This window comes from Undibacterium sp. Di27W (assembly GCF_049340345.1).
GTDB lineage: Bacteria > Pseudomonadota > Gammaproteobacteria > Burkholderiales > Burkholderiaceae_D > Undibacterium.
Genome location: NZ_JBMPOS010000001.1, coordinates 677,190 through 691,807 on the forward strand (window position 1 = coordinate 677,190; position 14,618 = coordinate 691,807).

Genomic DNA, 14,618 nt, shown 5'->3' on the forward strand with positions numbered 1-14,618 from the left:
TGGCAATCTGTATCCATAATCCCGACTCTGGCATTAATATTGTCATATTGTCAGACAGCCTTATAAATGTGTTCCTGAATGTAGTGTGAGTCATATTCAGGTTAATTTGATTTTCAATGCATCATTTCTATCTGAAGAGCTGAGCAGAATGAGTAAAGATAGTTCTCTAGCAGAAATCCACTGGCGCGAACTTTGTCTTGATGCCCTGGACCTGATGCGTGACAACCCCGCAGATGGTCGCAAAATTGCTGCCAGCATGCGTCTGCAAGAGCCTGGTAAATCCAATCCCACCGCCATGATTGCTGCGGATCTGATTGATGCCTTTGCCGATTATTTTGATGATCACATGGAGCAGGCCGCGCCTGTATTTGAGCGTGCCGCGACCTTGTTTGAGTCGGTAGATGAGCATGAGGGCATGGCATTCGCCCTGTTCGGCACGATTGCTGTCTGGCGTCGCCGTGGTCAGGTGCAGGAGGCATATGCCCTGTGCCACGCGCGCATTGTGCCAGCGCTTCGCATGCGGGTGAGTCGTATCTCTGTTGTGGTCTATAACACCCTGGGTATTTTGTCACAGGAACTGGGTTATACCGAAGAAGCCATACGCCACTTTTACACAGCGCTTAATGATGCGCGTGCCTTGCAGATACCAAATCGCGTAGCGCAAGTGACAGCCAATCTGGGGGAGATTTTTTACGTTAGCGGCAATGCCGAAGACGCCGAAGTCTTATTGCAGGAGGCCAGAGATATTGCCGTCAATTCCAGTGAGCGCTGGCTGGCACCTTTTGTGTCTACCATGCTGGCCTTGTGCAAGGTTTCGCTGGATAAATATGAAGAAGCTTACCAGACCATCGCCTCATATATAGGCGGAATCAAGAGCGGTGAAAACACCGACAACTCCAGCAGGGCATTTTGTTTGTCAGTGGCAGCATATACCCTGGCCATGCGCGGTCAGTTGGAGGAGGCCGACAAGCTCAGTGACACCGCCATGGATTTACTGGATAGTTTTGAAGACAAGCATCTGAAACCCTATAGCTGGTGGGTCAGTGGCCATTTGCATCGCTGTCACAAACGCTACCCTGACGCCATCCGCGATTTGCGCAGGGCAGTGGATGAGGTTGGCGGCAACGGTTATATCTATATGCCTTTGAGGGCGATCAAGGAATTGTCCGAGATATTTACCGAGCTGGGTGAATGGAAAGAAGCCTACGACGAGCAGAAACGCTACCTTGATCTGTTTGCCAAGGCGCAAGGACTGGCAACTCGCGTCCACGTGCAGACGCTGCACATCAGGAATGAATTAAAAGAAGCTGAATTGGCCAGACGCATGGCCGAGCGCGCCATGGTTGAGCGTCGTCAACTGGAAGATGAACTGAAACGCATGCTGGCCGAGCGGGAAACCGTGCTGGAAAATTCCATTGTCGGCATGGTTTTTTTGAATAATCAGGGGCGGGTGCAATGGGTGAACACCCCCTTGTGCCAGATATTTGGGGTGGCGCGCGAACAAGTACTGGGTTCTTCGCTGGAACCGTTTTATGAGTCACGTGATGCTTATCTGGAATCGGGCGCTGCCGTCAATCAGTCTGTCTTGAGAGGCGAGGCTTATGAAGCTGAATTGAAGATGCGGCGCACTGATGGCAGCCTGTTCTGGGTGCATTTTTCCGGACGTGCTGTCGATAAAAACAATCTGACCCATGGCACGGTCTGGGTAGTCATGGATATTTCCACCCGTCGCCAGCTCGAAGAAGACTTGAGCAAGTCTGAGCAGCATTATCGGCAACTCATCAATAACGTCACGGAAGGCATACTGGTCGTGCAGGATGGTCGCATCGTTTTTGCCAATCCACGTGTGCAAAGTTTGACTGGTTATCAGTCAGAAGAGCTGGCGCAAATGTCATTCATTACGGCCATCTATCCTGATGACAGGCCCATGGTAATTGATCACCACACCCGCCGTTTGCGTGGTGAAGATGTTGAGCAATACTATCATTTTCGTATAGAAAATAATCGGACGCATTCCATCATCTGGGTGGAGTTATCTGCCGTCATGATAGATTGGGAAGGTCGCCCCGCGACCCTGTCTTTTGTGTCCGATATTACGCAAAGAAAATTGCTGGAGTCGCAACTCAAAGAGAGCATGGCCGAGCAAATTCGCCTGCAAACCCTGCAAATGCAAAATGAGTTGAAAGAAGCCGAAATGGCGCGCCGTCATGCAGAAGAAACGACGGAAGCCAAATCCATGTTCCTGGCCAATATGAGCCATGAAATCCGCACGCCTATGAATGCCATCATAGGCATGGCGCATCTGGCTTTAAGAACAGACCTCAATTCCAAACAAAAAGACTATGTAGAGAAAATCCACAAGGCAGGTATTTCTCTGCTGGGCATCATCAACGATATTCTGGATTTCTCCAAGATAGAAGCCGGGAAATTGAATATCGAACAAGTTGATTTCAATCTCGATGACGTGCTCAATAATATTTCGGCAGTGACGACTGATAAAGCCGATGAGAAGGGTTTGGAGTTCCTGTTCCGTGCGCCGCCGGATATTCCGCGTTATCTGAATGGCGATCCCTTGAGATTGGGGCAGGTCTTGATCAACCTCATCAATAACGCCATTAAATTCACCGAGCGAGGTGAAATCTATGTCACTTGCCAGACCATGGAAATGGCGGGTGGCAAGGTCAAGCTCAAATTTGAAGTGCGAGACACCGGCATAGGCATGTCGGAAGAGCAGTCAGATAAATTATTTCGCCCATTTAGCCAGGCTGATGAATCGACGACCCGCAAATTTGGCGGCACAGGTTTGGGCTTGTCGATTTCCAAGGGCATGGTTGAATTAATGGGGGGCGAAATCGCCTTGAATAGCGAGGCTGGACGCGGCACTTGCGTATACTTCACTGGCTGGTTTGGGATTGCCCAGCCAGTTGTCCAGCGTCAGGTAGTGCCTGGCGCAATCAATGGCATGCGCTTGTTGATCGTGGATGATAATCCCGCTGCTGCTGAAATTTTGCAGGAAATATTGTCCGAATTGCCTGTGGATATCAATGTCGTCAATAGCGGTGCTGCTGCTTTGCAGGCGGTTCGGGAATGTAGTCTTACCCATCCCTATGGTGTGATATTCACTGACCTGCGCATGCCTGAAATGGATGGCCTGGAACTGATCACTTATCTGAAGCGCGATGGGTCCTTGCAACCCGCACCTTTGATGGTATTGGTCAGTGCGCACGGACGTGAAGAAGTCAGCTACCGCGATGATATTGCCTTGCCTGATGGATTCTTAACCAAACCCGTCAATGCCTCTACTCTGGTAGATTGTCTGGTGGAATTGTTTTCAAGTAGTAGTTACACCATTCCTGTCAGCCATGGCGTGCTGGTCCCCAAATATACGGATTTGCGCGTCTTGCTGGTTGAAGACAATGAAATCAATCAGCAAATTGCCCGTGAATTGATGGAGGCGGCGGGGGTTGCTGTTGATATCGCTGGTAACGGTAAAATTGCTGTGGATATGGTGAATAAAACCAATTCAGAGTATTACGGTGTAGTGTTCATGGATGTGCAGATGCCAGAAATGGATGGGCACGAGGCAACCCGCTTGATACGCGCAGATACACGCTTTGATGACTTGCCCATCGTTGCCATGACGGCACATGCCATGGTGGAAGAGCGCGAACTCTGCTTTGCTTCTGGCATGAATGCCCATCTTGCCAAACCCATCAATCCTAAAGAGTTGTACCACGCTATTTCGCATTGGTGTCCGGATCATGTGACTGGCAGCAATTTTGATAATGTGCAACTGCCGATACAGGACATCAGCAATAGCTTGGTGATTGAAGGCGTCGATGTGGAGGAGGGCTTGAGCCGTACCCTTGGTAACCGCTCGTTTTATCTGGAATTGTTATCGCGTTTTTGTGATGACCAGCGCAATGTGGTTGAACATATCCGTAATGCGCTCGATGCAGGGGATAATTTGCTGGCAGAACGTCTGGCACATACCCTCAAAGGGGTAGCTGGCTTGATAGGTGCAAAAACCATACAGCCTTATGCGGCTGAACTTGAATTGAAATTGCATGACAATGTCAATATAGTGGAGCTAGTGCCGGTGCTGGATGGATGTGCGCAAGCAATGCTGCTCACCATCAATGCGATAGACCAGGTATTGACGCTGGAAAAATCCGCAAATAAAGCCGAGGCCAAGCCAGTTGAGTTGTTGCCGGTTGATCATGAGCTTATGCAGGACTTACTTGTAAAATGCTGTAACTTGTTGCGTGATTACGATGGCGAAGCAGTCGACTTGCTGTTAGAGTCAGGTGACATGATAGCCAATGCATTTGGTGTCGATGTGCAAAAGCAGATCATGCGTGCGGTCAGGCAGTTTGACTATGATGCAGCCTTGAATTTATTGAGTAATAGTGCGAAAAACCTCGGTTATGAAATACTTTGATTTGATGAAATCCAGTTTGATGCATGGCATACACAGAAATGTGGGGCAATTACTTCTTATCGAGGTGATCTATGAGTGAGGTATTTGATCAAAATGCCAAACAGGTGGTGTTGATCGTGGATGATACCCCCGACAATATTTCACTCTTGTCGGGATTATTGAAAGACCAGTACAAAATCAAGATCGCCACCAATGGCTTGAAAGCTCTCCAAATAGCCTCCAGCCTGCCAGGTCCTGACCTGATCTTGCTGGATGTCATGATGCCAGAGATGGATGGCTATGAGACTTGCCGACGTCTCAAAGCAGACCCGGCTACTTCCGATATTCCCATTATTTTCCTGACAGCCAAAAGCCAGGTGCAAGATGAGGAAATGGGTTTGCGTCTGGGGGCGGTTGATTACATCAGCAAGCCTATCAGCCCACCCATCGTATTGGCGAGAGTGGCAACGCAATTGAATCTGGTGCGTGCCCGTCATTTACTGCAAGATCAGAACAAGCACCTGGAAAGCCTGGTGCAGGACAGAACCCGCAAGCTGGCCAAGATGCAGGACGCCATCATCATGGCCATGGCTTCGCTGGCTGAGACCAGAGATAATGAAACTGGTAACCATATACGCCGCACTCAGAATTATGTCGCTGCATTAGCCAGAAAACTCAAACATCACGCGCGCTTCAGCAATGATCTGACCGATGAGAATATAGAATTACTCTACAAGTCAGCGCCTCTGCACGATATAGGCAAGGTAGGTATCCCCGATAATATCTTGCTGAAACCCGATAAACTGACTTCGGAAGAATTTGAAGTCATGAAGCTGCATACGGTGTACGGGCGGGAAACCATTATTTCGGTAGAAAAATACCTGGGCGAGAGTAATGAGTTTTTGCGCTTTGCCCGTGAAATCACGTATTCGCATCAAGAAAAATGGGATGGCTCAGGTTATCCGGAAAATCTGGTTGGCGATGCCATACCCCTGTCAGCGCGTCTGATGGCCGTGGCTGATGTGTATGATGCCTTGATTTCTCGACGCGTCTATAAACCAGCGTTTTCGCATGAAGAAGCGATCAGCATCATGCGCAAGGGACATGGCACGCATTTTGATCCGGATATCCTGGATGCCTTCTTACAAATTACCGATGAGTTTAATCAGATTGCCAATCAATTCAAGGAATCCGATTCCCATATCCCAGCGAACTGAAAGCTCGGATGCAAACAACAAAAAAGCGCAAAGAAATCTTTGCGCTTTTTTGTTTGAGCAGTTTCCTGATTAATCGAAAACCGGTGTTTCCACGCCCAGGATTTTGTGCAGTTTTGGTGAAGTTGTGGTGTATTGCATGTGGATTTTCTTGTCAGGGAAAATATACGGTGCAGCACCAAACGCAGCCAGCGCAGCTTCATGGAAGCCGGACAGGATGAGTTTTTTCTTGCCTGGGTAGGTGTTGATATCACCTACGGCAAAAATGCCAGGTACATTGGTCTCGAACTTCTCAGTATTGACGACCTTCAATTGTTTGCGCTCTATGTCCAGGCCCCATTCGGCGATAGGGCCGAGTTTTGGTGACAGACCGAAGAAGACCAGCAAAGTATCCAGTGGCATGCGGCGGGTAACGCCATCTGCACCGGTGACCTTGATTTCAGACAGCACATCGTCTTTGGTTTCTATGCCTGTGACCTGGCCTATGGTGAGTTGCATTTCATAGTTGTCGCAGAGTTCTTTCATCTTGGCGACTGAGGCGGGAGCAGCGCGGAAGTCTTCACGGCGGTGCAATACCACGACTGATTCAGCCTTGCCAACCAGGTTCAATGCCCAGTCCAGTGCAGAGTCACCACCACCACAGATCACCAGGTTTTTGCCGTAGAACTGGGTAGGATCTTTGACGCGGTAGAACACCTGTTTGTTTTCAAAGGCTTCTATGCCTTCGACTTTCAAGGTGCGCGGCTGGAAGGAACCAACACCGGCAGCGATGAAAATGGTTTTGGTGATGAAGCGGGTACCTGTTGAAGTTTCCAGGTCAAAGCGGCCATCTTCACGACGTTCAACCAGGGTCACTTCCTGACCCAGATGGAAAGTTGGTTCGAAGGGTTCAATTTGTTTCAACAGATTGTCTGTCAATTCCTGGCCTGTGCAGACTGGCACGGCAGGGATGTCATAGATCGGTTTGTCGGGATACAGTTCTACGCATTGGCCGCCGACGACTGCCAGAGAGTCAATAACGTGTGCTTTGATTTCAAGCAGGCCCAATTCGAATACCTGGAACAGGCCGACCGGGCCCGCGCCTATGATAACGGCATCTGCTTCAATGGCGGCCTGGGCCGCGGTAGTTTGTTTGTTTTCCATACGACGAGTTGATTCCTGATATTGCGGATTTGTTTGAGCCGATTAGTAAAAGCCCGAATTGCTGACTGGGATACTTATCTTTCCAGGTATTGCAATTTGTCTTTGACATCTTTCCAGTCGTCAGCATCTGACAAAGGAGCAACTGTCTTGGTAATCGACGGCCATTTGCGAGTCAGCTCGGCATTGATCTTGATAAACTGCTGTTGATCTGCCGGCACATCTTCTTCTGCAAAAATGGCGTTAGCGGGGCATTCTGCAACGCACACGGCGCAATCGATGCATTCGTCTGGATCAATAATCAGGAAATTCGGGCCAGCACGGAAGCAGTCCACCGGGCATACATCCACGCAATCGGTATAACGGCAGCGGATGCAGGATTCGGTCACAACGTGGGTCATAACAGTCCAATCTAAACTAAAAATTCGGGATTTAGGCGCAGTCTGAGTGCAAAAAATAGGCTCAGGGCTGCAAAGCCTTGTATTTTAAGGCAATTTAGCAGTTCTCACAAATCAGGCTTATATAGTTTGCGCATAAGCAAATGCAGGCGTATCCAGGGGATTTGTCTATGAGGTTTGCCGGAAGTGCATTATTTTAATATGGGCTGTCGTTTGACGGCTTGATTTGCATCATCTTCATGAATTTTCTTGCACCAATTATAGCCTGCATGAATTTTTTGAGCGGGGATATCAAGGTTAGAAAAAAGGGTATTTAAACGGTATCATGCAATACCAAGCTTGTCTGCTTGTCTGTTACTCAACAACTCAATAGATGGACAAGTTACCCTTTTCTTTTTGATATTTTCATACCTAAGGTTAGACATGAAGCCTGCAATCCTGGTCACCCGCGCTATTTTTCCTGATGTCTTGACAAAGCTGGAACAGTATTTTGAAGTGGAATCAAATCAGGATGATGCTATTTTATCACCAAATGAACTGGCTGCCAGGCTCAAGGGTAAGGCAGGTGCCCTGGCGACTGCCAGTGCCAAAATCAATACTGAGTTGTTACAGCAGTTGCCAGATTTAAAAATGATCGCGAGCATGGCTGTAGGTTATGACAATATTGACGTGCCAGCCTGTACTGCCCATGGTGTCATGGCCAGCAATACGCCAGAAGTCTTGAATGAAACCACGGCCGATTTTGGCTGGGCCTTACTGATGGCGACAGCCAGGCGGGTAACCGAGTCTGAGCACTGGTTGCGTGCGGGGCACTGGACCAAGTGGCGCTACGATTCCTTCCTGGGGGCGGATGTACATGGTGCGACCCTTGGCATTATCGGCATGGGCAGGATAGGACAAGCCATTGCACGGCGTTCTACAGGTTTTGACATGAAGGTCGTGTATCACAATCGCTCCCGTCTCAGCGCTGAGCAAGAAGCTTATGCAAACAATGCACGATATGTCAGCAAGGAAGAGTTGCTGCAGCAAGCTGATCATGTAGTGCTGGTGCTGCCCTATTCAACAGCTTCCCATCACACCATAGGGATAGCCGAATTGCGCATGATGAAGCCTGGCGCGACGCTGGTGAACCTGGCGCGCGGCGGCATTGTTGATGACCTGGCATTAATTACCGCTTTGCGTGAAAAGCGGATTGCAGCAGCAGGCCTGGATGTATTTGAGAATGAACCCAAATTTCATCCAGATTTCTTGACCTTGAGTAATGTCGTCCTGACCCCGCATATTGCCAGCGCCTCTGAGGCAACCCGGCGGGCAATGGCAAACCGGGCGGCAGATAATCTGATCGCCGGTCTGACCGAAGGAAGGCCCAGGGATTGGCTGAATCCTACGGTTTAAGGCTGGAACTTAATCCTTGAGCGAAGTGATCAGATCTACATATTGCTGCATTGCTGCTTCCTGGGTCGTGCCTTTCAGGCCAGCCCAGGCATCAAACTTGGCGCGGCCGACAAAGTCGGTCATGCCAGGGCGGTCACCAGTAGCGTCGCCTGTGCTGCCTTGTTTGAACAGCGCATAGATTTTCAGCAAAGTCATATTGTCCGGGCGCTCGGACAGGCTTTTGGAATCGGCTTGTGCCTGGGTGAATTGTTCTTGCAAGCTCATGGTAGTCTCCAGCATGTTATTAAGAAGCGCAAAAATAGCATGAAGACATGCTGGCCGGGCAGTTTTGCGCTAGAGGTTTCCCTCCAGCGCACCCGCTATTCCGGTATTAATGCAGGGTGGGCTCTGCGCCGCAGCAGACTTTGTATTTTTTTCCGCTACCGCAAGGGCATGGATCATTCCTGCCTACCTTGGGTGCTTCGCGCTTGACCGTGGCGACACCTGACTTGCGCAAAGGTGCCCAGAAGCGGCGTATGGCGGGAATGGATGCCTCCAGTGTCAATGCCAGTTCATGGCATTTTTCTGGCGTATCAACGAATTTTAATTCGCCTTCTTCTATTTCTTCTGCGCCCAGCAGGTAGATAGGCTGCAGCAGGGGGCCGATTTCTTCGGATTCCCAGGCAGCTTCCCACGCTTCTTCACGTAATTGCATGCCTTCCCAGAAACCCCAGGCCCAGGTTTCACCGTCGATCAATTCCTTGCCATTTTGCTCCATGACACAAAACAGGGGCTCGTATTCCTGAGGTGCGACTTCAAAGGTAATCTGGATCTCATTCATGAAACGGGCTACCAGGCTGGTCACGCGTTGCATTTCCTTGTCATTTTTAAACTTGGGTTCACCCTGCTCAGGCAAGCCCCAGATCAGAGGCAACCATTCAGCCATAGGTATCATTTCCGGGCCAAGGGCAATGGCAGTCAGGTAGCCATGCAAGGCATCCATGGTCATGCCATCGTCGCCGACCTTGTCAGACATCAGGAATTTGTCGAGTTCATTGAATTCTTTGTCGCTAAGTGGTTCGTCGAGATGCATGGTGTGGCTCTTGAAAAGGTAAATATGAAAATATCGGCAGTTTAGCGCTTTGTTTGCTGGCTGTGCAGGACTTTTATGTTATCCAGGGCAGTGGACACGTACAATAGCGCTATGACAGATTTTACTCCCCCAGACTCCTTCGCCGGGCTGACGCCCGAATTCGTCCTTGATGCCGTAGAAAGCAGTGGCTTGCGCAGCGATGGTCGCATGCTGGCCCTGAATAGCTATGAAAACCGGGTTTATCAGATAGGCATAGAAGACGCCGCTCCAGTTATTGCCAAATTTTATCGCCCTTTGCGCTGGTCAGATGCGGCCATACAAGAGGAACATGAATTCGTGCGCGAATTGCAGGGGCATGAGATTCCCGTGCTGGCTGCATTGCAGACTGAGGATGGGAGTAGTCTCAGGCACTATCAGGGTTATCGTTTTTCCTTATTCAAGCGCCAGAGTGGCCGTGCACCTGAGACAGGTGATCCAGCTACCCTGGAATGGCTGGGGCGTTTCATAGGGCGCATACATGCTGTCGGTGCCACGGCCAGCTATGCGCTCAGGCCAGCCCTGGATGCGCAAAGCTTTGGTGTCTTGCCACGTGCCTGGCTGCTTGAACACGATTTTATTCCGCCGGATCTGCTGGCCGCCTATACCAGTGTCAGCCAGCAAGCTCTGGATGGGATCCGGGCTTGCTATGACAGGGCAGGGGACGTGCAGCAATTACGCTTGCATGGTGATTGTCATTTGGGTAATGTCTTGTGGCTGGAATCCGGGCCAGAAGCAGGGCCGCATTTTGTTGATTTTGATGATAGTCGCATGGGGCCAGGCATACAGGATTTATGGATGCTGCTGTCGGGCGAGCGCAGCGATATGCAGAGCCAGTTAACGGATATCCTGGCCGGGTATGAAGATTTTTTTGAATTCGAGCCGCGACAACTTTATCTGATAGAGGCTTTGCGCACACTCAGGCTCATCCATTACTCGGCCTGGCTGGCGCAGCGCTGGAGTGATCCTGCCTTTCCTGCGGCCTTCCCATGGTTTAATAGTCAGCGTTACTGGCAAGACCGCATACTGGAATTGCGCGAACAGGTTGCCTTGATGGAGGAGCCGCCTTTGTGGCCAATTTGATGGTATTTGTAGGGAGGCTGGTAAGAAACTTGTTCGCTACTGTAAAATCCCGCCAATTTTATAAACCAGATGGATAAGCACCATGACCCAGGATGAATTGAAACTAGCAGTAGCTCAGGCCGCCATTGCCTACGTCGTTGAAGGCGAGATCGTCGGTGTGGGCACAGGCTCGACAGCCAATTTCTTTATTGATGAGTTGGCCAAGATCAAGCATAAAGTCAAGGCAGCAGTGGCATCTTCAGAGGTGACGGCTGCTCGTTTGCGTTCCCATGGCATTACCGTGCTGGATTTGAATGAGGTGACATCCATGCCTGTGTATATCGATGGCGCTGATGAAATCACGCCATCCGGTGCAATGATCAAGGGCGGTGGTGCAGCATTGACACGTGAAAAGATCGTTGCTTCAGTGGCAGAAAAATTTATCTGTATCGCCGACGGTTCCAAGCTGGTGGACGTGCTGGGTAAGTTCCCTTTGCCAGTCGAAGTGATCCCCATGTCGCATGCAGTCGTTGCCCGCAAGCTGAATGCCCTGGGTGGCGAGGCGCGTTTGCGCATGAAAGATGGCCAGGCCTTGTTGACTGACAATGGCAATATGATATTGGATGTGCATGGCATGCAAATCCAGGATCCGCTGGTGCTGGAAGCGCAGATCAATAATATCGTGGGTGTGGTAACGGTAGGTCTGTTCGCTCGCCAGGGTGCAAATGTATGCTTGCTAGGCACTGCTGAAGGTGTAAAGACTTTGCAGTTTTAATACGCCCTGGTTAGAAATGAAAAAGCCCGCAATCTCATATTGCGGGCTTTTTCATTTGATTTGAAGCTGAAATAAGACTGATTTACTCAGTCGGTGGCACGTAGCCAGTTGCGGCATCAGCGCCATCGCCAAAGAAATGCTTTTCCATCTGGGTTGCCAGATACTTGCGGGCGCGCGTATCTGCCAGATTCAGGCGGTTCTCATTGACCAGCATGGTTTGATGCTTGAGCCAGGCAGCCCAGGCTTCTTTGGACACGCTTTCATAAATTCTTTTACCCAACTCACCTGGGTAGGGAGGAAAGTCCAGGCCTTCGGCTTCTTTGTCTAATTTAATGCAGTTGACCAGACGGGCCATGTTGTTGCTCCTTCATATCTTGAAAACAGCCTGAATTATACGGCTACTGGCTTAGAGTTGCTTGATCAGAACCAGGGATTTGCGTTGCCAGTTATACATTTTCTGCCGGTCTTTTGGTAAATCGTCAACTGAGGCACTGACAAATCCACGTTTCAGGAACCAGTGCGCAGTGCGTGTTGTCAAGACAAACAGACTGTGGAAGCCAGCGCGGCGTGCACGTTTTTCCATATGTTTGAGTATGCGCTCGCCATCTCCCTGGCTTTGCACATCGGGATTGACAGTCAGGCAAGCCATTTCTGCCATTTTCTCGAAGGGGAAAGGGTAGAGCGCAGCACAACCAAAAATCACGCCATCATGCTCTATGACTGAGAAGTAATTGATTTCACGCTCTATCAATTCGCGGCCACGCTTGACCAGGGTGCCATCGGCTTCCAGAGGTTCTATCAACTTGATGATGCCACCGACGTCTTCAATAGTGGCTTCACGCAGGCTTTCCAGGTTTTCTGAAGACACCATGGTGCCCACGCCATCATGGGTAAATAATTCCAGCAATGCCGAGCCATCCATTTCGTAAGGCACGATATGGATACGCGGGACGCCACCACGTGAAGCCTTGATTGCATGTTCCAGGTAAAAGGCCGAATCAAGTGGCAAGTAGCTTGCCTTCAATTCCTGCTCGGCCTGCATGAAAGACAATTCACGGATTTCATCATTATCCTGATCCATCATCATTGGTGTTTCGGTGATGAAGATCAGCTTGTCTGCACGCAGGGCTGTCGCTGTTGAAACAGCCACATCTTCCATGGTCAGATTGAAGGCTTCGCCCGTGGGGGAGAAGCCTAGTGGGCCCAGCAAAATCAGGTTGCCAGCATCGAGAATGCGATGGATGGTGTCATAAGCGACTTTACGGGCTATTCCCGTCAGTTGAAAGTCTACGCCACCGACTATGCCTATGGGTTTTGCGGTAACAAAATTGCCAGAAATAATACGTATGGCAGAATGTGCCATAGGCGTGTTAGGTAAGCCTTGGCTAAATGCGGCCTCGATATCAAGACGTAATTCGCCTGCAGCTTCTTTTGAGCATTCCAGCGCGGCAGTGTCGGTAATGCGTATGCCATTGTGAAAGCGCCCTTCTACGTTTCGCAGGGCCAGTTGCTCGGCTACCTGGGGTCGTGAGCCATGCACAATAACGATCTTGATGCCAAGAGCGTGTAAAAGTGATAAATCTTGCGCCAGAACCGGCAGGGCACCTGCCATGACCAGTTCCCCGGGAAAGGCAACCACAAAGGTTTTTCCACGGAAGGCATGAATGTAGGGGGCGACTGAACGCAACCAATGAACGAATTGAACGGGATTTTCCATCCGCCAATTATAATCTGAGTCGGGAAAACGGATGACCATTCAACGTGGTCGAATTTCCACATCCCCGTACATGCCAGGAAAAACGCAGATTATTGAATTTTGCTGTGCTCAGTGCCTGCTAGGCGTTCAAGGCTTTCAATGCGTATACGTTGCCTTGATACGTTCCAGTTTATTGGCATATAAATCATGGGCTTTGTGGGTGGTGCTATTGGCCTTGGCAAGAATGAGTTCATCAGTGGCATCTGCTATTTCGCCAAGTTTCAAATGCGCCAGGGCCAGCCATAAGTGAAATTCATCATAATTGGCATCACGTTTGATTTCTCGTTTGAACAAGGCTTTGGCTTCCTTGAAGTCGCCACGCTGCATGGCTGCCATACCACGATTGAAAAAATGGAAAGGCGGATAAGGCTGTAATCTTTCTAATGTACTGAGATAAGCTTGTGCTTCCTGATAACGCGCAGATTTACGCAAAACCTCGACCAGGTTGCTTAGTGCAAGCGTGTTTTCTGGCTCTTTTTGCAGTATTTGTTTGAATACATTTTCTGCTAATTGCAAATCACCGTGCTGGCGGTAAATCACCCCCAGGGTATTGTAGGCAACCATAAAATCAGAGTCTATGCGCAAGGATTCACGCGCAAACCAATATGCATCATTGACATTATGTTGCGCCAGTAATTCAGCTGCCCGATTATTCATATACATGGCGAGTACTGTCGCTTCGCCAATCACCGTCGACTTTTGGCCGCGAATTTCACTGGGAGGTAAAAAATCTATCACCATGGACTGCTGGTATTCTTCTGTATTACGTAAAAAACCCGGACGCCTGCCAAGTACGATGTTGACGTGGCCAGCGGCGAAATACAAATCGTCGTTGCGGCTCCAGGATTCTTCTATGAAGACATTTTGATATTGCACGTCCAGACCCATTTGTTTGGCAAAAGCAGAAGTCATGAGCACCAGTGACAGGCAGTTGCCAGAGCGCGCAGCAAAAGCCTGGGCCGCATTGCGTGTCATTTCTGCATCATATTCCAGCTTGATTTGATGCTTGCTGGATAAGGCTTCAAACAAGGCTTTTTGTGGCCCACGTCTATGCGCGAGTGGCATGATCACTTCTTGTAAGTAAGCATGCATTTCCTTACTGACAGTCAGCACATTTTCAGCATTGACGGGAGTCGAGCTTGGACTGAATGCCTGGTCGTGAAAATGTATATTGCCGAGTTTTTGCGCGGCGGGAGTGGCGCAAGCAGTCATGATGCAAGTGAGGAAAAGTATGATCCAGGTTTTCATCTTAAGCTCCATTTATGTCTCGATAAATGATGACCGGTTTCGACCGATTTTGATCTATTCAGTATAGATTAATTTTTGGAGAAATTAGTTCACACTATTTTC

General features: G+C 49.6%; 12 protein-coding genes. 5 read left to right on the forward strand and 7 right to left on the reverse strand.

Features of this window, described 5'->3' with window-relative positions; all coding sequences use genetic code 11:
- Window positions 1-148: 148 nt before the first annotated feature.
- Window positions 149-4,441 carry a response regulator gene (locus tag ACO0LF_RS03040; RefSeq protein WP_423011765.1) on the forward strand — a complete coding sequence of 1,431 codons (4,293 nt, stop codon included), beginning with the start codon at window positions 149-151 and terminating at the stop codon, window positions 4,439-4,441.
- A gap of 71 nt (window positions 4,442-4,512) precedes the next feature.
- Window positions 4,513-5,637 carry a response regulator gene (locus tag ACO0LF_RS03045; RefSeq protein ID WP_423011767.1) on the forward strand — a complete coding sequence of 375 codons (1,125 nt, stop codon included), beginning with the start codon at window positions 4,513-4,515 and terminating at the stop codon, window positions 5,635-5,637.
- A 69-nt stretch (window positions 5,638-5,706) separates the two neighbouring features.
- On the opposite strand, the gene ACO0LF_RS03050 is transcribed toward ACO0LF_RS03045, so the two are convergent.
- Both ACO0LF_RS03050 and fdxA read right to left on the reverse strand, forming a co-directional pair.
- Window positions 5,707-6,777, reverse strand: coding sequence for an NAD(P)/FAD-dependent oxidoreductase (locus tag ACO0LF_RS03050; RefSeq protein ID WP_423011769.1), 1,071 nt, complete (start codon window positions 6,775-6,777; stop codon window positions 5,707-5,709).
- Window positions 6,778-6,851: 74 nt separating this feature from the next.
- Complete coding sequence (gene fdxA, locus ACO0LF_RS03055) at window positions 6,852-7,175, reverse strand: ferredoxin FdxA (RefSeq protein ID WP_110253797.1); 324 nt, start codon at window positions 7,173-7,175, stop codon at window positions 6,852-6,854.
- Between the two features lie 420 nt (window positions 7,176-7,595).
- On the opposite strand from fdxA, the gene ACO0LF_RS03060 reads away from it, so the two are divergent.
- Window positions 7,596-8,567, forward strand: coding sequence for a 2-hydroxyacid dehydrogenase (locus ACO0LF_RS03060; RefSeq protein ID WP_423011771.1), 972 nt, complete (start codon window positions 7,596-7,598; stop codon window positions 8,565-8,567).
- Between the two features lie 9 nt (window positions 8,568-8,576).
- On the opposite strand, the gene ACO0LF_RS03065 is transcribed toward ACO0LF_RS03060, so the two are convergent.
- Together ACO0LF_RS03065 and ACO0LF_RS03070 are read right to left on the reverse strand one after the other, a co-directional pair.
- Window positions 8,577-8,831: an acyl-CoA-binding protein gene (locus ACO0LF_RS03065; RefSeq protein ID WP_423011773.1), complete on the reverse strand. Its 255-nt coding sequence runs from the start codon at window positions 8,829-8,831 to the stop codon at window positions 8,577-8,579.
- Window positions 8,832-8,937: 106 nt separating this feature from the next.
- Window positions 8,938-9,639: a UPF0149 family protein gene (locus ACO0LF_RS03070; RefSeq protein WP_423011775.1), complete on the reverse strand. Its 702-nt coding sequence runs from the start codon at window positions 9,637-9,639 to the stop codon at window positions 8,938-8,940.
- A gap of 111 nt (window positions 9,640-9,750) precedes the next feature.
- Between ACO0LF_RS03070 and ACO0LF_RS03075 the strand changes: the two genes are divergently transcribed.
- Both ACO0LF_RS03075 and rpiA read left to right on the forward strand, forming a co-directional pair.
- The gene (locus ACO0LF_RS03075) at window positions 9,751-10,758 is read left to right on the forward strand and encodes a serine/threonine protein kinase (RefSeq protein WP_423011777.1); all 1,008 of its coding nucleotides are present in this window, start codon (window positions 9,751-9,753) and stop codon (window positions 10,756-10,758) included.
- Window positions 10,759-10,840: 82 nt separating this feature from the next.
- Window positions 10,841-11,512, forward strand: coding sequence for a ribose-5-phosphate isomerase RpiA (rpiA, locus tag ACO0LF_RS03080; RefSeq protein WP_423011779.1), 672 nt, complete (start codon window positions 10,841-10,843; stop codon window positions 11,510-11,512).
- An 82-nt stretch (window positions 11,513-11,594) separates the two neighbouring features.
- On the opposite strand, the gene ACO0LF_RS03085 is transcribed toward rpiA, so the two are convergent.
- From ACO0LF_RS03085 to ACO0LF_RS03095, 3 genes are all read right to left on the reverse strand, one after another.
- Window positions 11,595-11,867, reverse strand: a complete 273-nt coding sequence (locus ACO0LF_RS03085) for an oxidative damage protection protein (protein ID WP_423011781.1) — start codon at window positions 11,865-11,867, stop codon at window positions 11,595-11,597.
- Window positions 11,868-11,918: 51 nt separating this feature from the next.
- Window positions 11,919-13,229 (reverse strand): amino-acid N-acetyltransferase, encoded by a 1,311-nt coding sequence (argA, locus tag ACO0LF_RS03090; RefSeq protein WP_423011783.1) that lies wholly within the window; start codon window positions 13,227-13,229, stop codon window positions 11,919-11,921.
- 135 nt (window positions 13,230-13,364) lie between these two features.
- Window positions 13,365-14,516: a tetratricopeptide repeat protein gene (locus tag ACO0LF_RS03095; protein ID WP_423011785.1), complete on the reverse strand. Its 1,152-nt coding sequence runs from the start codon at window positions 14,514-14,516 to the stop codon at window positions 13,365-13,367.
- Window positions 14,517-14,618: the final 102 nt, after the last annotated feature.